This is a genomic window from Pseudomonas sp. LW8 (genome assembly GCF_041956865.1).
In the GTDB taxonomy this organism is placed as follows: domain Bacteria; phylum Pseudomonadota; class Gammaproteobacteria; order Pseudomonadales; family Pseudomonadaceae; genus Aquipseudomonas; species Aquipseudomonas siliginis.
Genome location: NZ_CP168138.1, coordinates 4,044,320 through 4,066,327, shown reverse-complemented (window position 1 = coordinate 4,066,327; position 22,008 = coordinate 4,044,320). Strand labels below are relative to the sequence as shown.

Annotated in this window: 16 protein-coding genes; 10 read left to right on the top strand and 6 right to left on the bottom strand. The window is 60.3% G+C overall.

Annotation, left to right across the window (positions count from 1 at the left end):
• Positions 1 to 128: 128 nt before the first annotated feature.
• The 5 genes from AB9L16_RS18305 to AB9L16_RS18285 all read left to right on the top strand — a co-directional run bounded on the left by AB9L16_RS18305 (position 129) and on the right by AB9L16_RS18285 (position 5,591).
• Positions 129 to 1,568, top strand: coding sequence for a PLP-dependent aminotransferase family protein (locus tag AB9L16_RS18305; RefSeq protein WP_041478242.1), 1,440 nt, complete (start codon positions 129 to 131; stop codon positions 1,566 to 1,568).
• Positions 1,569 to 1,646: 78 nt separating this feature from the next.
• Positions 1,647 to 2,120, top strand: coding sequence for a translation initiation factor 2 (locus AB9L16_RS18300; protein WP_150742564.1), 474 nt, complete (start codon positions 1,647 to 1,649; stop codon positions 2,118 to 2,120).
• A gap of 163 nt (positions 2,121 to 2,283) precedes the next feature.
• A complete protein-coding gene (locus AB9L16_RS18295; protein ID WP_016770949.1) occupies positions 2,284 to 2,538 on the top strand; it encodes a YkgJ family cysteine cluster protein in 255 nt (84 codons plus the stop codon).
• 40 nt (positions 2,539 to 2,578) lie between these two features.
• Positions 2,579 to 3,184 (top strand): START domain-containing protein, encoded by a 606-nt coding sequence (locus AB9L16_RS18290; protein WP_056788309.1) that lies wholly within the window; start codon positions 2,579 to 2,581, stop codon positions 3,182 to 3,184.
• A gap of 313 nt (positions 3,185 to 3,497) precedes the next feature.
• A complete protein-coding gene (locus tag AB9L16_RS18285; protein ID WP_150637678.1) occupies positions 3,498 to 5,591 on the top strand; it encodes an LTA synthase family protein in 2,094 nt (697 codons plus the stop codon).
• Positions 5,592 to 5,663: 72 nt separating this feature from the next.
• On the opposite strand, the gene AB9L16_RS18280 is transcribed toward AB9L16_RS18285, so the two are convergent.
• The gene (locus tag AB9L16_RS18280) at positions 5,664 to 5,816 is read right to left on the bottom strand and encodes a DUF3309 family protein (RefSeq protein WP_003183939.1); all 153 of its coding nucleotides are present in this window, start codon (positions 5,814 to 5,816) and stop codon (positions 5,664 to 5,666) included.
• A gap of 331 nt (positions 5,817 to 6,147) precedes the next feature.
• Here AB9L16_RS18280 and AB9L16_RS18275 point away from each other — a divergent pair, with 331 nt between their 5' ends.
• The 3 genes from AB9L16_RS18275 (at position 6,148) to csrA (ending at position 7,679) form a co-directional block, all read left to right on the top strand.
• Entirely contained in the window at positions 6,148 to 6,963 is an 816-nt protein-coding gene (locus AB9L16_RS18275) for an SDR family oxidoreductase (RefSeq protein ID WP_041478247.1), read from the top strand.
• Between the two features lie 64 nt (positions 6,964 to 7,027).
• Entirely contained in the window at positions 7,028 to 7,360 is a 333-nt protein-coding gene (locus AB9L16_RS18270; RefSeq protein WP_016770946.1) for a YnfA family protein, read from the top strand.
• Between the two features lie 133 nt (positions 7,361 to 7,493).
• A complete protein-coding gene (gene csrA / locus AB9L16_RS18265; RefSeq protein ID WP_024013891.1) occupies positions 7,494 to 7,679 on the top strand; it encodes a carbon storage regulator CsrA in 186 nt (61 codons plus the stop codon).
• Between the two features lie 5 nt (positions 7,680 to 7,684).
• On the opposite strand, the gene AB9L16_RS18260 is transcribed toward csrA, so the two are convergent.
• The 4 genes from AB9L16_RS18260 to AB9L16_RS18245 form a co-directional block, all read right to left on the bottom strand.
• Positions 7,685 to 7,912: a YheU family protein gene (locus tag AB9L16_RS18260; RefSeq protein WP_003172962.1), complete on the bottom strand. Its 228-nt coding sequence runs from the start codon at positions 7,910 to 7,912 to the stop codon at positions 7,685 to 7,687.
• Positions 7,913 to 8,110: 198 nt separating this feature from the next.
• Positions 8,111 to 9,301: an osmoprotectant NAGGN system M42 family peptidase gene (locus AB9L16_RS18255; RefSeq protein ID WP_024013890.1), complete on the bottom strand. Its 1,191-nt coding sequence runs from the start codon at positions 9,299 to 9,301 to the stop codon at positions 8,111 to 8,113.
• Positions 9,302 to 9,460: 159 nt separating this feature from the next.
• Entirely contained in the window at positions 9,461 to 11,209 is a 1,749-nt protein-coding gene (gene ngg / locus AB9L16_RS18250; protein WP_375122514.1) for an N-acetylglutaminylglutamine synthetase, read from the bottom strand.
• Between the two features lie 3 nt (positions 11,210 to 11,212).
• Positions 11,213 to 12,985, bottom strand: a complete 1,773-nt coding sequence (locus AB9L16_RS18245) for an N-acetylglutaminylglutamine amidotransferase (protein ID WP_375122513.1) — start codon at positions 12,983 to 12,985, stop codon at positions 11,213 to 11,215.
• A gap of 364 nt (positions 12,986 to 13,349) precedes the next feature.
• Here AB9L16_RS18245 and AB9L16_RS18240 point away from each other — a divergent pair, with 364 nt between their 5' ends.
• Positions 13,350 to 18,176, top strand: coding sequence for an NEL-type E3 ubiquitin ligase domain-containing protein (locus tag AB9L16_RS18240; protein WP_375122512.1), 4,827 nt, complete (start codon positions 13,350 to 13,352; stop codon positions 18,174 to 18,176).
• A gap of 3 nt (positions 18,177 to 18,179) precedes the next feature.
• Here the strand turns inward: AB9L16_RS18240 and mnmC are convergent, their stop codons facing one another.
• Complete coding sequence (gene mnmC / locus AB9L16_RS18235; protein ID WP_375122511.1) at positions 18,180 to 20,159, bottom strand: bifunctional tRNA (5-methylaminomethyl-2-thiouridine)(34)-methyltransferase MnmD/FAD-dependent 5-carboxymethylaminomethyl-2-thiouridine(34) oxidoreductase MnmC; 1,980 nt, start codon at positions 20,157 to 20,159, stop codon at positions 18,180 to 18,182.
• A 313-nt stretch (positions 20,160 to 20,472) separates the two neighbouring features.
• Between mnmC and pap the strand changes: the two genes are divergently transcribed.
• On the top strand, positions 20,473 to 21,987 hold the full coding sequence (gene pap / locus AB9L16_RS18230) for a polyphosphate:AMP phosphotransferase (RefSeq protein WP_375122510.1): 1,515 nt from the start codon (positions 20,473 to 20,475) through the stop codon (positions 21,985 to 21,987).
• Positions 21,988 to 22,008: the final 21 nt, after the last annotated feature.

The following is a 22,008-nucleotide window of genomic DNA, read 5'->3' as shown; positions in this document are numbered from 1 at the left end:
ACCGTACAGATGGGGCAGACACCCCACTGTACGGTCGAGTAATCTGGCAACTGTCCCAGTACACTTCTAAACTGTTCCGGTATTGTTTCACACAAGAATAAAACGCCCGTGAAATCGAGTGCTGCGTCATGACCAATCTCTTGCTCTACCAACGTATTGCTCAGCAACTGGCCGAAGACATCCGCCGTGGTGTCTATCAACCGGGGGAGCGCGTGCCTTCGGTGCGCAAGATGAGTTCGCAGCTCAACGTCAGTCATGCGACGGTGTTGCAGGCTTACGCCAACCTTGAAGATCAGGGCCTGATCCGCGCTCGGCCGCAGTCGGGTTACTACGTGCACCAGACCCCAGCGCTGACCGCGCCGACGCCGGATATTGCCCGGGTCGAACGGCCGGGGCTGGTGACGCGCAGCAGCATCATTCAGCAGGTATTGGTCGAATCCCGCCGCGAAGGCGTGTTTCCGCTGGGCGCTGCGGTGCCGAGCGTCGATTATCTGCCGGTGCGCGCGCTGCATCAGCAACTGGCCAAGGTCACCCGGTTTCACAGTCCACGGGCGTTCAGCTACATGTTCAGCCCCGGCTTCGAACCGCTGCGTCGGCAAGTCGCGATCCGCATGCGTGACGCCGGCGTGGTGGTCGATCCGTCGGAAGTGGTGATTACCCACGGCTGTGTCGACGCCTTGCAGATGTCATTGCGTGTGCTGACCCGGCCGGGGGATCTGATCGCTGCCGAATCACCGACCTATTACGGCCTGCTGCAACTGGCCGATCTGCTTGGCCTGAAGGTCATCGAAATCCCCAGCGACCCCGCCACCGGCATGAGCCTGGAAGCCTTGCAACTGGCCGCCAACCAATGGTCGATCAAGGCGTTGGTGCTGACCACGCGCCTGAGCAATCCCCTCGGCGGGACCATGCCGGAAGAGCGGCAGAAACAGTTGTTGCGTCTGGCCTCGGATTTCGACATTCAGATTGTCGAAGACGATATCTACGGCGAACTGATGTTCGAGCAGGGCCGTACCAAGGCGCTGAAGGCTTACGACAGGCTGGATCGGGTGATCTACTGCTCGAGCTTCTCCAAAACCCTGTCACCGGGTGTGCGCATCGGCTGGATGATCGCTGGCAAATACCAGCAGGAAATCCAGCGCCTGCAAACCTTCAGTACCCATTCGGCGTGCAGCGTCACGCAGATGGCGATTGCCGCCTATCTGGAAAACGGCGGTTATGACCGGCATTTACGCTACATCCGCCAGGAATACCGGAAAAACCTCAGCGCGTTCCAGCTGGCGGTTCAACAGCATTTCCCTGAAGGCACGCAGATGTCCCGGCCAACGGGCGGTTTCATCCTTTGGGTGAGCTTGCCGGGGCGGGTCAACACCCAGGAATTGCATGTCCGCGCACTGCAACAAGGCATCAGCATCGCGCCGGGTCTGATCTTCAGCAACACCGAGCAGTTCAACCACTGTATCCGCCTCAACTGCGGCATTCCGTGGAACCGCGAAGCGGAGCGCGCGCTGATGACGCTGGGTCTGTTGGCGACCCAACTGTGTCAGGAAATGGCTGGCGGATTCTGAACGAGGAGGGCGCTGAGGCTTGTCATGTGACGCACAACAAGCGAGCATGTGGCCCTCTGCCGTTAGTTCGTTGGGTCCATGAAAGCCATTGTTCCTGCCGCGTGGGTATTGCTGGGTTTGTTGATGATCGGTCAGGCACCGGGTGTCATGGCGGCCGCAGCCCAGGAAAAACCGGCAGCGACCAGTACCACGAAAAAAACCGTTAAAACCGCGGCGCCGGCAAAAAAAGCCCAGGCCAAAAAAAACGCCACGGTGAAGAAGCGCCGCCCGGTTGTCTCGAAGTCGAAATCCGCCAGCGAAGTGGCCAAGACCAAATTGCCGCCGGCAAAGCTCGATCTCAGCCTGCCCAAGGATATGGTTGAAGACCTGAAGCCACAGGGCACCGTAGAACTGCCCAAACGCGAGGCCATCCTGCCGCAGATGTTTGGCGAAAAAGATAACGGCTTCCAGCTCAACGGCCGCTTGCTCAGCAATGAAATGGAGTTGCAATTGCGCAACGAAGCGCGACGCGATGTGGAAGGCGCGGCGCTGGATTTCGAATTCAAGCAATAGATGCAGCCCTCTGCAACGCGCAGAGCAGACGCTTCGTCGGAGACTGCCCGGTCACTTTTACTTATCGTTGAAAAGCCGCTTGCAGCAATTTGAAACAGCTGTTTTAGCGGTTACTCTGTTCCCCGTCTCTTTACACATCGCCCGTCGCGAGGATCTGTTCGTCATGAAATGCCGTGAAGGCTGTGGCGCTTGCTGCATTGCCCCCTCCATCAGTTCGCCGATCCCCGGCATGCCCGATGGCAAACCCGCCGGCGAACGTTGCGTGCAACTGTCGGTCGATAACCTGTGCAGCATTTTCGGCCGTCCGGAACGTCCGGCTGTCTGCTCGGGCTTCGCTGCGGATGTCGAGGTGTGCGGCAGCAGTTCAGAAGAAGCGATCAGATTGATCGGCTGGTGGGAGCAGATGACGGCGGCGTGATGTGTTCACCAACGGAACTTCAACAATAAGGAATAAAACTATGGGTTCGCTGCACCGTATCGCTGTGTTGTGTGGTCTGACTGCCGTACTAGCCACTTCGGTCGCCCACGCGGAAGACTGGAAAGTGGCCAAGAACGAAGACGGCATCAAGGTTTCCCTGAGCGAAATACCCGGTTCGGATTACAAGTCCTACCAAGGCGTTGCGCTGATGAAAACCACCGTTGCCAAACTGCGTGCCTTGCAGGAAGACGTCTCCGGCGCCTGCGCGTGGATTCACGAATGCAAGAGCCAGAAACTGCTCAAGCACGAAGGCGATCTGAGCTGGACCTATTCGCAATTCAATACGCCGTGGCCGGTGACCCCGCGTGATTCGGTGTTGAAGATCACCACTGTTGAGGGCGCCGATGGCAGCCTGACCCGTAATCTTGAAGGCGTGCCGACCTATCTGCCGGAAGAAAAAGGCTTCGTGCGGGTTCAGCAAGTCAAAGGCTTCTGGAAGTTCGTGCCTAAAGGCGATCAGGTTGAAGTGACTTACCAGGTGCACACCGAGCCGGGCGGTAGCGTGCCGGCCATGGTCGCCAACAAGTTTGTGGTCGATGCGCCATTCAATACCCTGAAAGCGCTGAAGGAACGCGCCGAGAAATAATCAATTGGCTGTAAGCAAAACGCCCCGATCGCTTCGGGGCGTTTTGTTTTGTCTCTAAATTGTATTTCCAGATATGCGTTGCACGAAATTTTCACAAAGTCTCCAAGACAATTCGCCCGCACTTGTTGACTGCCATTGCGTTGCCAGCCTTCGAATGAAAGTCTCGAAGGGCTGGGCAGTAATCAATGGCAATGGTGTGAACGATCGTGCAACATTTGCGCACCGCGCACGCCCCGGGGTCTGGATTGACCAATAGAGGGCATGGCGCCGCTGTATTTTTGCAACTTCAACTTCCAATGGGTCCTAAAACGACATGGCAAACCCGGACGCCCTGAGTCAGCAGCGATCTTCTGCTCGTCTGCTGCAACCGACCGTCAAATCGCATCTGGCCTACACGCTGCTGTGCGCGCTGGTCATGATGGTGATGTTTTCCGCGCTGCGCCTCGCGCTGCTGGTCTACAACCGCGAGATGATCCTCGACACCCCGGCCGCGACCTTCCTTGAAGCGTTCGTCAACGGTCTGCGTTTCGACCTGCGCCTGGTGGTCTACCTGTGCATTCCGCTGGTGCTGGCGCTGTTCAGTGCCCGGGCCATGGCCGCGCGCGGTTTCTTCCGTCTGTGGCTGACCGTCGCCTCGAGCATCGCGCTGTTCCTCGGCCTGATGGAAATGGACTTCTACCGCGAGTTTCACCAGCGCCTCAATGGTCTGGTGTTCCAGTACGTGAAGGAAGACCCGAAAACCGTAATGAGCATGCTCTGGTACGGTTTCCCGGTGGTGCGCTACGTGCTGGCGTGGGTGATCGGCACGGTCATTCTGACTCTGGCATTCAAAGGCGCCGACCGCGCCACCCGCCCGCGCGGACCGTTCAGCGGGGGCAGCGTCAGCTCCCGTCAGGTTGCGCCGTGGTACACCCGCCTGGCGGTGTTCGTGGTCTGCCTGCTGATCTGTGTCGTCGCCGCTCGCGGCACCTTGCGTCAAGGCCCGCCGATGCGTTGGGGTGACGTCTATACCACCGATTCCAACTTCGCCAACCAGCTCGGCCTCAATGGCACGCTGTCGCTGGTCGCCGCAGCCAAGGCGCGCATGGGCGAAGACCGCGACAATATCTGGAAAGCCACGCTGCCTCAGGAACAGGCGCAGCAAGTGGTGCGCGACATGCTGCTGATGCCGGACGACAAACTGGTCGATGCCGACATCGCCGCTGTTCGCCGCGACTACATGCCGCCGGCTGACAAGACCCTGCCGATCAAGAACGTTGTGGTGATCCTGATGGAAAGCATGGCCGGTCACTCGGTCGGTGCTTTGGGCGCGCCGGGCAATATCACCCCGTACCTGGACAAACTGTCGAAGGAAGGTCTGCTGTTCGACCGTTTCTTCTCCAACGGCACCCACACCCATCAGGGCATGTTCGCGACCATGGCCTGCTTCCCCAACCTGCCAGGTTTCGAATACCTGATGCAGACCCCGGAAGGCAGCCACAAACTGTCCGGCCTGCCGCAGTTGCTCAGCGCCCGCGACTATGACGACGTCTATGTCTACAACGGCGATTTCGCCTGGGATAACCAGTCGGGCTTCTTCAGCAACCAGGGCATGACCAACTTCGTTGGCCGCAATGACTTCGTCAACCCGGTGTTCTCCGATCCGACCTGGGGCGTGTCCGACCAGGACATGTTCGATCGTGGCCTGCAGGAACTGAAGGCGCGGGAAAACGGCAAGCCGTTCTACGCGCTGCTGCAAACCCTGTCCAACCACACGCCGTACGCCTTGCCGACGCCATTGCCGGTCGAGCGCGTCACTGACCGTGGCAGCCTCAACGAACACCTGACCGCGATGCGCTACTCCGATTGGGCGCTCGGCCAGTTCTTCGAGAAGGCGCGCAAAGAGAAGTACTTCAACGAAACCCTGTTTGTCATCGTCGGCGACCATGGCTTCGGCAACGAGCGCCAGATCACTGAAATGGACCTGGGCCGCTTCAACGTGCCGATGCTGATGATTGCCCCGGGCATTCAGCAGAAGTTCGGTACCCGCGACCACACCGTGGGCACGCAGATCGACATCGTACCGACCATCATGGGCCGTCTCGGTGGCGAAGTGCGTCACCAGTGCTGGGGCCGTGACCTGCTCAACTTGCCGCAGGGCGATACCGGTTTCGGTGTGATCAAGCCTTCGGGCAGCGAACAGACCACCGCCATTGTCACCGCCGAACAGATTCTGGTGCTGCCGCGTGACAAGGACATGGGCCCGAAAATCTGGCAATACCAGCTCGGCGCCAACCCGCACGCCGAAGTAGTGCCGGACGCGCCGCGCACTGCCGAACTCAAACTCAAACTTGAGGCGTTCCTGCAAACCGCGACCAAGAGCCTGCTCGATAACACCGCCGGTGTTATTCATGGCAAGCCGGACTGATCACTTCTTAAAGTCCACGCAATAAAAAAGAGGCCCTTGAACAAGGGCCTCTTTTTTTACCGCGTCAAATCGTCATATCTTGCCGAGTAACAACAGCACCAGCAGCACGACCAACACCACGCCGATAATGCCCGACGGGCCATAACCCCAACTTCTTGAGTGCGGGAAGACCGGCAGACCACCGATCAGCAACAGGATCAGGATGATGATTAGAATTGTGCCCATGGGTGATTTCCTTGTTCAGAGTCTGGAAGAGTCTTGATGCTCAGTGGGCAGCTGGAGAGCAACTAAATTCCAGCCGGCTTACATGTTCCGACTTGCGCCGATGAAAAAAAATTCAATGTTTTTTTAATGTATTTGGATTGCTCGGTTATTTCCTTTCCAGCAAAAAGATCGCAGCCTCGTTGCACTCGTCAGCTCCTGCATGAGACCAACCGGAAAACAATGACGGCTGGAATCTTTTGATCCTCCATTCAGCAACTGGATGGAGCGTGGGCGAACGAAGTTCCTTCGCTACACTCGGCGCATCTCTCCCGGAACAACAAGGCTGTCCGCTATGCAAAATCGCATGATGATCACTGGTGCAGGCTCAGGCCTGGGTCGCGAAATCGCGCTGCGCTGGGCCCGTGAAGGCTGGCGGCTGGCTTTGTCCGATGTCAGTGAGCCCGGCCTGCAGGAAACCCTGAAGCTGGTGCGCGAGGCGGGCGGTGACGGTTTCATCCAGCGCTGTGACGTGCGCGATTACAGTCAGCTCACCGCCTTCGCCCAGGCCTGCGAAGAGAAGCTCGGCGGCATCGACATCATCGTCAACAATGCCGGCGTCGCCTCGGGCGGGTTTTTCAGCGAATTGTCGCTGGAAGACTGGGACTGGCAGATTGCGATCAACCTGATGGGCGTGGTCAAAGGCTGCAAGGCGTTCCTGCCGCTGCTGGAAGAGAGCAAGGGCAAGATCATCAACATCGCCTCCATGGCCGCGTTGATGCAAGGCCCGGCAATGAGTAACTACAACGTGGCCAAGGCCGGCGTAGTGGCGTTGTCGGAGAGTCTGCTGATCGAACTGGCGCAGCAGGAAGTGGCGGTGCATGTGGTTTGCCCGTCGTTCTTCCAGACTAACTTGCTCGATTCTTTCCGTGGCCCGACTCCGGCCATGAAAGCCCAGGTCGGCAAGTTGCTGGAAAGTTCGCCGATCAGCGCCGCCGACATCGCTGACTACATCTATCAGCAAGTCGCCGCCGGCGAATTCTTGATTCTGCCCCACGAACAAGGGCGCATGGCCTGGGCGCTCAAACAGAAGAATCCGCAACTGCTCTACAACGAAATGACTTCCATGGCCGAGAAAATGCGCGCCAAGGCCAAACAAAACAACGCTTGATCTTGTTCGATGCCCGTCGCGTCGTTAGGGTGGCCGCCAATGGTCACCCTGTCGAGATGCGCTCATGCTCAATTACTTGTGGTTCTTCCTTGCGGCGCTGTTTGAAATCGCCGGCTGTTTTGCCTTCTACATGTGGCTGCGCCAGGGCAAGAGCGCGTTGTGGGTGATTCCCGCGTTGCTCAGCCTGACCCTGTTCGCGCTGTTGCTGACCCGTGTTGAAGCGGCCTACGCCGGGCGCGCCTATGCCGCGTATGGCGGGATCTACATCGTTGCTTCGATTGGCTGGCTGGCGGTGGTCGAGCGGGTGCGTCCGCTGGGCTCGGACTGGATTGGCATGGCCCTGTGCGTGGTCGGTGCCAGCATCATTCTGTTCGGGCCGCGCTTTTCCGCTGCCTGAGGCTTTTGTGCGAAGTGTCTGACAGCTGCGGGCGTGGGCGCCTGTAGGGCAAGACTGATTTGCTCGTCGTGGATTGTGAAGACGCTGTAAGCCGCGCATCTTCAGGGTTTGCCAGTCCTGAAGGATGAATCCCATGCTTGTACTCAGCCGTGTGGTCGGTGAGTTGATTTCAATCGGAGACGACATCACCCTGCGTGTTCTGTCGGTCAATGGCTCCAGCGTGCGCTTCGGCGTCGAGGCGCCGAAAAAGGTCCATGTACACCGCGCCGAGGTCTATGACCGGATCAAGCGCAAGGAGGCTGCGGCGAAGGCTGGCTGACGGCTTCAGTCGAACAGATGCTTGGGTACGTCGTGCTTGAGCATCAGCTGGCACTGTTCGCTTTCCGGGTCGAACACGATCAATGCCTGGCCTTTGGTCAGTGCCTGACGCACGCGCAGGACGCGGGTTTCCAGCGGGGTGTCATCGCCGTTGTCGGTACCGTCGCGGGTGACGAAATCCTCGATCAGGCGGGTGAGGGTGTCGACTTCAAGCGCGTCGTGGGGAATGAGCATGGGCACCTCGGTCAAATCAATGTCGGGATGCTACGGGGATTGGGTTTTGCGTGCCAGTTTTTGCTGGGTATGAACTGGCCTCATCGCGGGCAAGCCCGCTCCCGCAGAGTTTGATGATGCACACAATAGGTGAACCACCCCGATAACTGTGGGAGCTGGCTTGCCAGCGATGGGGCCAGCCCAGTCGCAACTGATGGCTCAACTGTCAGAACGCTGCCCCACCAGACTGTCCACCGGCGGCACCCGGGTTTCGCTTTCCATCTGCGTGTCATGCTCGATCTGATGGCTGAAGCGATCCAGTGAAGCATTGGCCGGCGCCGCATCGCTGGCGAAGACCGGCGGGCTCAGAATGTACGCGCCGAGCAAACGGCTGAGCGCCGCCAGGCTGTCGATGTGCGTGCGTTCGTAGCCATGCGTGGCATCGCAGCCGAAAGCGAGCAGGGCAGTACGAATGTCGTGGCCGGCGGTGACCGCCGAGTGCGCATCGCTGAAGTAATAGCGGAACATGTCACGGCGCACCGGCAATTCGTGTTCATCGGCCAGACGCAACAGATGCCGCGACAGGTGATAGTCATACGGCCCGCCGGAATCCTGCATTGCCACGCTCACCGCGTGTTCGCTGGAGTGCTGGCCGGGGGCGACCGGTGCGATGTCGATGCCGACAAACTCGCTGACGTCCCATGGCAATGCCGCCGCCGCACCGCTGCCGGTTTCCTCGGTGATGGTGAACAGTGGATGGCAATCGATGTTCAGTTCCTGGCCACTGTCGACAATCGCCTTGAGCGCAGCGAGCAATGCGGCAACGCCGGCCTTGTCGTCGAGGTGGCGGGCGCTGATATGACCGCTTTCGGTGAACTCCGGCAGCGGATCGAAGGCCACCACGTCGCCGACATGAATGCCCAGCGACTCGCAATCGGCTTTGGTCGTGCAGTAGGCGTCCAGACGCAACTCGACATGGTCCCAACTGATCGGCATTTCATCGACCTGGGTGTTGAACGCGTGCCCGGACGCCATCAGCGGCAACACGCTGCCGCGAATCACCCCAGTGTCGGTAAACAGGCTGACCCGGCTACCCTCGGCAAAGCGGCTCGACCAGCAACCGACTGGCGCGAGGGTCAGGCGACCGTTGTCTTTCACCGCACGCACAGCAGCGCCGATGGTGTCCAGGTGCGCAGACACCGCGCGGTCAGGGCTGCTCTTTTTGCCCTTCAACGTCGCGCGGATGGTGCCGCGCCGGGTCATTTCAAAAGGAATGCCCAGCTCTTCGAGACGCTCGGCGACATAGCGCACGATGGTGTCGGTGAAACCGGTAGGGCTGGGAATGGCGAGCATTTCCAGCAGGACTTTTTGCAGGTAAGCCAGATCCGGTTCAGGGATTTGTGTGGTCATGGAAACTCCTGATGGGTTGAGCACATCGATGGTTTCGATGAGGAAAATTGGTGGTGACGTTCAGGGCCTCTTCGCGAGCAGGCTCGCTCCCACATTTGGAATGCATTCCCCTGTGGGAGCGAGCCTGCTCGCGAAGGCGTCAGCCGGAACAACGATGGTTCAAGAGACAGCCGGCTGACTATGCGGAAACAACAGATCGACAAAGCGCTCCGCCGTCGGCTGCGGTTCGTGGTTGGCCAGGCCGGCGCGTTCGTTGGCTTCGATGAACACGTACTCGGGCTGATCCGCCGCCGGCACCATCAGATCGAGCCCGACCATCGGAATGTCCAGTGCACGCGCCGCACGCACTGCCGCGTCGATCAGGGTCGGATGAAGAATGTCGGTCACGTCTTCCAGCGTACCGCCGGTGTGCAGATTGGCCGTGCGCCGCACGAACAGATGCTCGCCGGCCGGCAGGATGCTGCTGTAGTCATAGCCGGCAGCGTGTAGCGTGCGTTGGGTTTCGTGGTCCAGCGGAATCTTGCTTTCGCCGCTGGTGGCCGCTTGCCGACGGCGGCTCTGCGCTTCGATCAGCGCACCGATCGAATGCTGACCATCGCCAACCACTTCCGCCGGACGGCGAATCGCCGCCGCCACCACTTCAAAACCGATCACCACGATGCGCAGATCAAGGCCTTCGTGGAAGCTTTCCAGCAGCACGCGACTGTCGAACTGCTTCGCCGTTTCGATGGCCTTCTGCACTTCTTCGATGGTGCGCAGATCCACGGCGACGCCGTGGCCCTGTTCGCCATCGAGAGGTTTGACCACCACCCGTTGGTGCTCATCGAGGAAGGCCAGGTTGTCGTCGGCGTTGCCCGCCAGTTGCTGCGCGGGCAGTTTCAGACCTGCGCCTTTCAGCACCTTGTGGGTCAGGCTTTTGTCCTGGCACAAGGTCATGCTGATCGCACTGGTCAGGTCGCTCAGCGACTCGCGGCAACGCACGCGACGGCCGCCGTGGCTGAGGGTGAACAGCCCGGCGTCGGCGTCATCCACTTGCACGTCGATACCGCGCCGATGCGCTTCTTCGACGATGATCCGCGCGTAAGGATTGAAATTCGCCTCCGGGCCCGGGCCGAGAAACAGCGGCTGGTTGATGCCGTTCTTGCGCTTGATGGCGAACGTCGGCAGGTTGCGGAAACCCAGTTTGGCGTAAAGGTTTTTCGCCTGACGGTTGTCGTGCAGCACCGACAGATCCAGATAAGCCAGACCACGACTCATGAAGTGCTCTACCAGATGCCGCACCAGCACTTCGCCAACGCCGGGGCGCGAGCAATGCGGGTCGACCGCCAGGCACCAGAGGCTGCTGCCGTGTTCCGGGTCGTTGAAGGCTTTTTCATGATTGAGACCCATGACACTGCCGATCACCGCGCCGCTGTCCTCGTCTTCCGCCAGCCAGTACACCGGGCCGCCCTGATGATGTGGGGTGAGCAACTCCTGATCGATCGGCAACATGCCGCGCGCCTGGTACAAACGGTTGATGCCCTGCCAGTCGGTTTCGCTTTGCGCACGACGAATGCGGAAGCCGCGAAACACCCGCGTGGCCTGCCGGTAATCGCTGAACCATAAACGCAGGGTGTCGGATGGATCGAGAAACAGCTGCGTCGGCTCGAGGCCGAGAATCTGCTGCGGTGCGGCAACATACAGGGCGATATCGCGTTCACCGGGCTGCTCGTTGAGCAGCTCCTGCGCGAGCGACGCCGGGTCGGGAAAGGTATGGCCGATCAGCAGCCGGCCCCAGCCGCAATGCACGGCAATCGGGGCGCTGGCAGGCTCGCTGCCGTCTTCGGCCAGGCGCGCCTGCAAACGTTCATACGAGGGGGCCTGACCACGCAACAGGCGTTGGTTGATGGACGTGGCATGGGGTTTCATCAATCAGATTCCTTGTTCACTGAGCCACAGGTTCAGGGCCGCCAGTTGCCACAGTTTCGAACCGCGCAACGGGGTCAGTTGGCCTTGCGGATCAGTCAAAAGCTTGTCGAGCATGGTCGGGTTGAACAGGCCGCGATCCTGGCTCGGATCCAGCAGCAGTTCGCGCACCCAGTTGAGTGTGTCGCCCTGCAAGTGCTTGAGACCCGGCACCGGGAAATAGCCTTTCTTGCGGTCGATCACTTCGCTTGGAATGACCCGGCGCGCTGCTTCTTTCAGCACTTGCTTGCCGCCATCGGGCAGCTTGAATTGGCCCGGCACCCGCGCCGACAGTTCGACCAGTCGATAGTCGAGAAACGGCGTACGCGCTTCCAGGCCCCAGGCCATGGTCATGTTATCGACGCGTTTGACCGGGTCATCGACCAGCATCACCGTGCTGTCCAGGCGCAGCGCTTTGTCTACGGCAGCCTCGGCGCCGGGCTGGGCAAAGTGCTGTTTGACGAAATCGCCGGCCGCATCGTGGTCGACCAGCCATTTCGGCTGCACAGTCGCCGCGTAGTCGTCGTAGCTGCGATCGAAGAACGCATCGCGGTAGGCCGCGTATGGGTCCGCCGCGCCGTCGACCTGCGGATACCAGTGGTAACCGGCAAACAGTTCGTCCGCGCCCTGGCCGCTCTGCACCACTTTGCAGTGCTTGGCCACTTCCCGGGACAACAGATAGAAAGCGATGCAGTCATGGCTGACCATCGGCTCGCTCATCGCCCGGAACGCGGCGGGCAGTTGCTCGATGATTTCTTTCTCGTCGATGCGCAACTGATGGTGGCGCGTGCCGTAGTGCTTGGCGATCAGGTCGGAATACTGGAATTCGTCGCCGCGCTCGCCGCCGGCATCCTGGAAACCAATGGAGAAGGTCGACAGATTCTCTACGCCGACTTCGCGCAACAGGCCGACGAGCATGCTCGAATCGACACCGCCGGAAAGCAACACCCCGACATCCACTGCCGCACGCTGACGAATCGCCACCGCTTCGCGGGTGCTGTCGAGGATGCGATCGACCCAGTCTTCCAGATTGAGATTTTTCTCGTCCTCATTCGGGCCGTAAGGCAGGGTCCACCAGGTTTTCTGCTCGGTGCGGCCATCGGCTTCAACGCGCATCCAGGTGGCGGGCGGCAGTTTTTCGATACCGGCCAGCAAGGTGCGCGGCGCAGGCACCACGGCATGGAAATTCAGATAGTGATTGAGCGCCACCGGATCAAGAATCGGGTTGATGTCGCCGCCCTTAAGCAGCGCCGGCAGTGCCGAGGCAAAACGCAAGCGTTGGCCGGTGCGTGACAGGTACAACGGCTTTACGCCGAGACGGTCACGAGCGATGAACAGGCGCTGGGCATCGCGCTCCCAGATGGCGAAAGCAAACATGCCATTGAGCTTCGGCAGCAGCGCCTCGCCCCAGGCGTGATAACCCTTGAGCAGCACTTCGGTGTCGCCACCCGAATAGAAGGCATAACCGAGTGCTTCGAGCTCTGCGCGCAATTCCGGGAAGTTGTAGATCGCACCGTTGAACGCCAGGGACAGGCCCAGTTGGCTGTCGATCATCGGCTGCGCAGAGCCGTCCGACAGGTCCATGATTTTCAGGCGTCGATGACCCAGGGCAATCGGCCCTTGGGCATGGAAGCCCCACGCGTCAGGGCCGCGAGGGGCCAGGTGATGGGTGATTCTCTCGATCGCTGCAAGGTCTGCAGGTTGTTGATCAAAACGTAACTCGCCAGCTAATCCGCACATAAAGTCCTTACCGGTTTTTCCGTTGGGGAAGGTCAAGCCGTACCGCGCGAAAAGTGCGGGTACTCAGAAACTGACCTGTCTCGGTAGGTGGAGTTTTAGATCGATAAGTTATAAGGCGGCCACGCTGGCTCCGGCCGTAACGCTATCGGTGCGGATCGAGTCTCGGGATGTACCCCTGCGCCGTTACGCTTTTTTTGCATAAGCCCACACGTGTACGGACGTCCCGGGTGGGGTGGTGCAGGGCTGTTTTTTCCATACAAAAAAGCGTTTGATCTGCGTGGATTTTGTCCAGCATTTTGAACTGTTATCGGCTGCCCGGCAGCGCTAGGGTCAAGGCTTCAAATCGCAATAAAGGACTATTGCCATGCCCACCCAAGACAAGACAAATCCACAGATTCAGGCCTCGGTCCTGAGCACCTTGTACGCCGCGACCGGTGACCTCGATACCGCTGAAAGCCTGGAAAAAAGCCTCCCGGCGCATCTGCTCACGGCTTCTGCGGCCACGCTGAACAAGCTGGACGAAATCAATCGTGAACTGCACACCCTGCAAGTCAAAGTCGACAAGGATCTGACCCGGCTCAAACCCTTGCACAGCTTCTGCATCAGCGAACTTAACGCGGCGCTGAGCGAGAAATGGCCAGCGGTCTATGACGTGAGCGAGGATCTGCTCAGCCTGCCCGGCGTCGATTGTGGCTGCGATGTGAAGGCGACGGTTCAGGCCGATGTCGGCTTGGTCAGACACGCGACGCAAAGCCTGTTGCAGGCAGCCATGCAAAACTTCACCGCAGACGAGGAGCAGGCCGACGGTTTTCCCGCCGGCAGCCTGGTGCGCGTCAAGAGTGTGCCCGCTGGCGTGAAGGATCTGACGCCGGCAGCGTTTGCAGCGATGTGCCGCAAGCTGGATCTGGGCAAGAAATACCAGGAGCATCTGCAGCAAGTGTTCGGTCTGCGTGAGGACTGCGGCAAAGTCGTGGCGACCAGTGCCATGACCCGCAATATCGCCGGATTGAAGCAATCGCTGCTGGAGCTGGACGCTCATCTTGCGGAGCTCAAGGGCGATATCACCGCAGCTGGTTTGCGCATGCTGCAGGATCTGATGCTGGCCGAAGGCGTCGCTTCGGCGCAGCACCTGCGCTACGGCAAAGACCCGATGATCATGCAGGGCATCAGAATCCTCGACAGCTGCGTTTGGGGCGTGGTGGTATTTTCCAAACGCTCCGTGGAACAACACCCTGAGGACGGATGCATGGTGTATATGCCCGGCGAGCCCGAGCGCGCCGTGTATGAGTACCCGAGTTTCAATGCGTTCAAGCGCTACCTCGCGCAACAACTCAAGAGCACGGAATATCAGGGGTATTTCGCCGGCAGCCTCGATGAAGATGACAAGGCTGACTTCTTCAAGGCGTTGGCTGAGAAACCCGATCTGGGCGTCGTCGAACAATGGCCGATCAATGTGGCGCTTTTTGATTTCATGGTGCAAAGCCATGTCGGCAAGTTGCAGATCGACGCGCGCAAACTGGCGGTGCCAACCGCTGATATCGATGAAGAGATCCGACAGAAACGCCTGTTGGATTTCGTTCAGCGCGGGGTGACCGTGGCGTCGGTGGCGGGGCTGTTCGTGCCGGTCCTGGGGCAATTGATGATGGGCGTCGCGGTCGGGCAATTGCTCGGTGAAGTGTATGACGGCGTGGCGGACTGGCGCCGCGGTGATCATCAGGAAGCACTGTCACATCTGCTCAGTGTGGTAGAGAACATCGCATTGATGGGCGTTTTCGCCGGCGGTCAGAAGGTGCTGGGAACTGTGGGCAAAAAACTGCTGCGCACGCATCCGGGGTTCTTCGCGCAGTTCACCGCGATACTCGATCGGGCCGGCAAGCCACGCCTGTGGAAGTCCGATTTGAGCCCGTACGAGCATGCTTTGCCGGCCGGATTCACCATCGGTGCCGGTTCAAAGGAGTTCTACCAGATCGGCAACAAGACCATCGCCCGCTTCGAGCACCGCCTGTTGGCGGGCAACTTTGATATCGACACTCAGCACTGGCGCCTGGAACACCCCGCACGCGCACAAGCCTATGCTCCGGAACTGATCCGCCACGTCGAGGGCGGCTGGCGGTTCCCCGCTGAACAGCCCGAAGAATGGGGCAGCAGCGCCTACACGCTCAAGCGCATCGATCCGCAGTTGAGCGAATTTGCCGACAGCGACCTGGACATCCTTCGCCGGCTGAGCAACACCTCGCAGCAAACCTTGCTGGAGACCTTCAACGACAATCTGAGCCTGCCGGTACGCCTGCGCGATACCGTCGAGCGCGTGCGCATCGAGCGCCAGCTGCGTGAGTTGACCATGGAACTGGAAAACGGCGAGATCCACTCCGAGCAACCTCTGGAAGAACAGATGCACGCCTTGACGCAACTGCCGGGCTGGCCGACTGACCGATACCTTGAGGTCATCGGTCATGAAGGAGACGTCGAAACCACTTATCCTGCAAACAGCACGCTCGACGAAACCCTGGGAGTGCCGGTCACCCAAGGCCAGTTGGCACTCGGGCGCTTGCTGCAAACCGTCATCGACGGCCTCTACGAGCATGAAGTCGAGGCCTTGCTCGGCGGCAAAGTCGCGAAAAGCACGCAAGCCACCGGGCTGGCAAGAAAACTGGGTGCTGCGCTCAAATCCGATTACCGCGCGGCGTTCGAGCGGATGTACAAGCGCTATGACCGCAGTGACGCGCAGGATCTGGGCAAATTGCGCCAGGTTTTCGCCGACATTCCGGCGCGCGATGGTCAAAGGCTGATCGACCGCGCTTCGAGTGTCGAGCGCCTGCACTTGCGCTCGACCGGGAGCGCGCCCTTGCGGTTGGGACAGCGGGCTCGGGCCGGTATTGCCGAGGTGCGGCTTGACCGGGCGCTGAGCGGGTTGCACTGGTCGTGGCTGGCCAATGCCGACACCGACAGGCTGGCCATGAAATTACTGCCGCGCCTGAGCGGCTGGAACGCACAGCTGCGTCTGCAAATGCGCGACAACGCCTTGACCGGACCGATACTCGAAGACATCGGCGATGCGTCGGCGACCTCGGAAAATACCGGCTATCTGGTGAAGTCCACGCAGGGCTATGAGGCGTTTGGCGGCGACAAAAAATCCTTGGGCAAGGTGGCATCCGGCCCCGACGCTTTGTACATGGCCATCCTCAAGGCATTGCCGCCACGTCAGCGGACCGCACTCGGGTTTGCCGATGCCGGACAGCTCAGTACACAACAGTTACGCAAAAAGCTGCTCAACGTTGCCCTCGACGAACGCGAGGTCACTGCGCGGGCATTGCGCGGCGGCAGTACGGAATCACTTCCCGTCGAGCCGGCCTGTGTGCAAGGCGATCAGGTCCCCGCGACAGCTCATTCACGCACACTGCTGCGCAAAGCGCGCAGGCTTTATCCGCGTCTGAGCGAGCCGCAGCTCAGTCAATTGCTCGATGCACTGGGCGATGATCCGTTGAGCCGTGCGACCCGCATCAAAGCCCTGCGTCAGGATCTGCAAACCCTGCGTGACGCGCTGTTTGTCTGGAGTGAAGATGCCGCCGCCCTGCAAGCCATTGGGGGCGATCTGGCCGAAGCGCGGCACAGTCGGAAAATGGCTGCCGAGCTGATCGAAGAAGCGTTTCGACGCTTTCATTGGGCCACCAACGAAGAGGGAAAAAACCTCTGTACCCTTGACCTTGACGGCATGCGCATCGGTAAGGTGCCGACGTTACCGTCGTCGGTGAGCTTCGACCATGTCGAGCAATTGTCGATGCGGAACATGGCGCTGGGGGATGATGTGGCGTACTTCCTCAAGTCCTTCAAACAGCTCGACTCGCTGGAACTGGGCAGCAACGCGATCACCCGGCTACCTGAAATGTTGTCGCACATGCCGCGTCTGCAACGGCTGAGCCTGGCAAACAATCAGCTCAAGCTCACCGAGCAGACCCTGGCGAAGCTGAACAGGCTGAGCACTTTACGCTACCTGAATCTGGACAAGAATCCGTTGGGTGCCACCCCGGATTTCAGCCGAATGTCGCAACTGCGTCGCTTGTCGCTGAACGATACCGGCATCACCGAACTGCCAGAAGGCCTCGACCATTCTGCGCACATTGAACTGATGGATCTGACCGCCAACAGCATCACGGAGCTGCCCGAGTGGTTATTCGAGAAATCACGACGTTTCACCGGCGCACTCAAGCTTGGGCTGAACCCCTTTTCGGAAACGGCCAAAACGCATCTGGAGAACTATCGCGATAATTTCGGCGTTGGGATGGACTATGTCGCCGATGACATCGCACGGCTGAACGAGCAAACGGCGCGCTCGCTCTGGTTGACGAAGGTCAGTGGCGAAGAGTGGGCAGAGCAGTCGCGCATCTGGGCGGCATTGCGCAGCGAGCGGACGGCCGATGGCTTGTTCACTTTGCTGGCGCAACTGGGCGATACCGCAGACGGCAAACAGGGCAGCGCTGACATGCAGCGACGCGTCTGGGCGGTACTGAAGGCGGCGGAAGCTGACGAGCCGCTGGGCCGTCAACTGCTCGACATCGCGGCCGATCCGCTGCACTGCACCGATAACGCGGCGCTGGTTTTCAGTCGCCTTGAAGTCGCAGTGGAAGTCGAGCGGGTGAGCAGGGCTGCAAGCGGGAGCAGGGGTACTGCCAAGGCGTTGTTGGAACTGGGCCGCAGCCTGTTCAGGCTGGACAGGCTGGAAGAAATCGCCCGGGAGCATTCGCTCCGGGCGCCAAAGGTCGATGCGCTGGAAATGAACCTCGCTTACCGCATCGGTCTCACCGATGCGCTGGGACTGCGCGGTCAACCGAAAGATATGCTGTTCAGTGCCCAGAGTGGCGTGACGGCCGCTGATCTTGAGGTCGCAAAAAATCGCGTCTTCACCGCTGAACTCTCCCCGCAATGGCTGGAATACATGCAGGGGCGAACGTTCTGGCGTGACTATCTGCGACGCATATTTGTCCGCAAGTTTGCGCTGATCGATGACCTGTACGACCCGCAAATGAGCGCACTGTTCGACAAGAAGGACACGCTGCCCTCTGGCGATTATTTGAGTCAGAACCAGGCACTCAAGCTTGAAAAGGACCAGGCTGAAGACGTGCTGTTCAAGAGCCTGACGGAAGACGCGATACGGCTGATGGATCTGGGCATCTGCGAAATGCCCGATACGTGAAATTCACTTGCCGCGAATCAACTGCCGTAAGGCGAAACGATTGGGATGGCAGGCTTCGGCCACGCTGCGTGGCAACGGCAGCGGCTCGTTGTCCAGCCACGCGGCAAGCAGCTCGCCGGACAGCGGCGCGGTGATCAGCCCGCGAGAACCGTGGCCGCTGTTGACGTACAGACCATCGAGCCACGGGCAGGCGAGGTCCGGTACTTGCCGGGCGTCTTTGCTCAACGCTGCGTAGGTCTGATTGAAGGTTTGCAGATCAGCGAGCGGGCCGACAATCGGCAGGTAATCGGGGCTGGTGCAGCGGAAAGCTGCCCGGCCCTCAAGGTTCGCAAGTGGCTGCTCGCTGATGTTGAGGCGTGTCAGCAGGTCGCTGGAAATTTCTTCGAGCATCGCCAGATTGCCTTGGTGCTCGGCAGTCGTGGGGGTCAGATCGTCATTGTTGAAGTCGAAACTGGCACCCAGGGTGTGCTCGCCCAGACGCGCCGGGGCGACGTAGCCCTCGGCGCACACCACGGTGGCCAGCGCATGACTCTCTGCGTTTTCAGGCAGGCGCGTGATCTGCCCGCGAATGCGCTTGAGCGGCAATTCGGCGCTCTGGGCAAAACGTTTGATTTCGGCGGCTCCGGCCAGGATCACCACCGGCGCACTGGCGAGCAAACGTTCGCCGTCGAAGGCTTGCCACAGGTCTGCGACTTTGCGCAGTTCCAAAGCTTCGTGATGGCTGAGCAACTCAATGTTGGTGTGGGTCGCCTGGGCCTGACACAGCGCCGGCGGATGCACCCAGCCGCCTTCGGGGTAGAACAAACCGCCATGGGCCACGCCGACACCGGCGCGATCCTGCGCTTGCGGCTGTTCCAGCCACTGCAAGAGATCTTCAGGAAACGCCGCCGCCAATTGCGCGTGGCGCTCGGCTTCCTTGGCATTGAACGCCAGTTGCAGCACGCCGCAGTCATCCCAGTCGCTGCCGCGTTGCAGGCTTTCCAGCAGGCGCCGGGTGTAACCGAAGCCGCTGACGATCAACTGCGACAACGCCGTGCCATGGGCGGACAGCTTGAGATAGAGCACGCCTTGCGGGTTGCCCGAGGCTTCTTGCGCGACGGCCGCGTGACGCTCCAGCAGACTCACTTGCCAGCCGCGCGCCGCCAGGCTCGACGCTGTCGCGCAGCCAGCCAGGCCGGCGCCGATCACCAGCGCCCGGCGTCCACCGCACAACGGAGCAGGGCGGGCGAACCAGGGTTTCGCCGGTAGGGGCGCCGTCACCTCGGCGGGCCAGCCGAGAAATTCGCCACGCAGGATTTCCCACTTGTGGCCGATGCCCGGCGTGCGCTTCATCTTGAACCCGGCAGCATTGAGCAGACGGCGGACCCAACCGGTGCTGGTGAAGGTGCTGATGGTCGAGCCCGGCGCAGCCAGCCGCGCCAGTTCGACGAACAGTTCAGCGGTCCACATGTCCGGATTTTTCGCCGGGGCGAAACCGTCGAGAAACCACGCGTCGATCTGTGCATCGAGTTGCGGCAGTTGCTCCAGCGCATCGCCGATCAGCAAGGTCAGCGTCACGCGGCCATTGGCCAGAGTGATGCGTTGAAAGCCTTGATGAATCGCCACGTAATGCCTGAGCAACTGATCCGCCAACGGCATGAGTTCTGGCCACAGTGCCAAGGCCCGGCGCAGATCCGCAGGCGCCAGCGGGTACTTCTCGACGCTGACAAAATGCAAGCGCGCGCCGGCCACCGCGTGCTGTTCGAACAACTGCCAGGCACAGAGAAAATTCAACCCGGTGCCGAAACCGGTTTCGCCAATCACCAGACGTCCATCCGCCGGCAGCGCAGCGAAACGCTCGGCCAGACGGTTCTGTTCGAGAAACACGTAACGGGTTTCCTCCAGCCCCGACTGGTCGGAAAAATACACGTCATCGAACACCCGCGAACGTGGGCGTCCCTGGTCGTCCCAGTCGAGTTGGGCGTGGGGCATTTCGGCTTTCATGGCAGGCTCGGCAAACACAAGGCGGCCATTCTAGCCGATCGCGCCGATACTACCGATCCAGCACAAGACTCGCGGTGAAAAGAACCCTGTGGCGAGGGGATTTATCCCCGCTGGACTGCGAAGCAGTCCCAGAACCAACCACCCCGTTTTCCCGAGTTAAACCGTGCTTCCGGGATTTACGACTGCTGCGCAGCCGGTCGGGGATAAATCCCCTCACCACAAAGTTCTCATCCCGTCCTGAGTTCGTGGGAATTTCTGCCCTGCGCCCGTGCCCAATCCGCTAGTCTTGCTGAACCCTGGAAGGAGCCGTCCCATGTTTGAATCCGCTGAAATCGGTCACGCCATCGACAAAGACACTTACGAGGCGGCCGTCCCTGCGCTGCGTGAAGCCTTGCTGGAAGCGCAGTTCGAGTTGCAGCAGCAGAAGCGCTTTCCGGTGATCATCCTGATCAACGGCATCGAAGGGGCGGGCAAGGGCGAAACGGTCAAACTGCTCAATGAATGGATGGACCCGCGCCTGATCGAAGTGCGCACCTTCGACCAGCAGACCGATGAAGAACTCGCGCGGCCACCGGCCTGGCGCTACTGGCGGATGCTGCCGGCCAAGGGGCGGATGGGTGTTTTCTTCGGCAACTGGTACAGCCAGATGCTCCAGGGCCGGGTGCACGGACTGTTCAAGGATCCGCGTCTGGACCAGGCCATCGCCGGCGCTGAGCGTCTGGAGAAAATGCTCTGCGATGAAGGCGCGTTAATCTTCAAGTTCTGGTTTCACTTGTCCAAGAAGCAGATGAAAGCGCGGCTCAAATCGCTGGCCGACGATCCGCTGCACAGTTGGCGCATCAGTCCGCTGGACTGGCAGCAATCGCAGACCTACGACAAGTTCGTCAACTACGGCGAGCGGGTGCTGCGCCGCACCAGCCGCGATTACGCGCCGTGGCATGTCATCGAAGGCGTCGATGCCAATTACCGCAGCCTGGCGGTGGGCAAGATTCTCCTCGAAGGTCTGCAAAACGCGCTCAAGCGTGCCGACGTCAATCCACACGAAGTCAGTGCCGCGCCGCTGGGTACGCCGGTCGATCAGTTGAATCTGCTCGACAGCCTCGACCTGACGCAGCGTCTGGACAAGAAAGACTATGAAGAACAACTGATCACCGAGCAGGCGCGCCTGTCCGGGCTGATGCGCGACAAACGCATGCGTCGCCATGCGCTGATCGCGGTGTTCGAGGGTAACGACGCGGCGGGCAAGGGCGGGGCGATTCGCCGCGTGGCAGCGGCGCTCGATCCGCGTCAGTACAGCATCGTCCCGATTGCCGCACCGACCGAAGAAGAGCGCGCACAACCGTATTTGTGGCGGTTCTGGCGACACCTCCCGGCGCGGGGCAAATTCACCGTGTTCGACCGTTCGTGGTACGGGCGGGTACTGGTCGAACGAATCGAGGGCTTCTGCGCACCGGATGATTGGCTGCGCGCCTACGGCGAAATCAATGACTTCGAAGAGCAGCTTGCCGATGCCGGGGTCATCGTCGTCAAGTTCTGGCTGGCGATCGACAAGGACACGCAGATGGAGCGCTTTCAGGAGCGCGAAGAGATTTCGTTCAAGCGTTTCAAGATCACCGAGGACGACTGGCGCAATCGGGAAAAGTGGGACGACTATCGCCGGGCGGTCGGCGACATGGTCGATCGCACCAGCACCGAGATCGCGCCGTGGACGCTGGTCGAAGCCAACGATAAACGCTGGGCACGGGTGAAAGTGTTGCGCACGATCAACCGCGCGCTGGAAGACGCGTTCGAGAAATCCGACAAGAAGGCCAAAAAGCACAAGGACTGAAGCGATGGCCGCGCATACGCC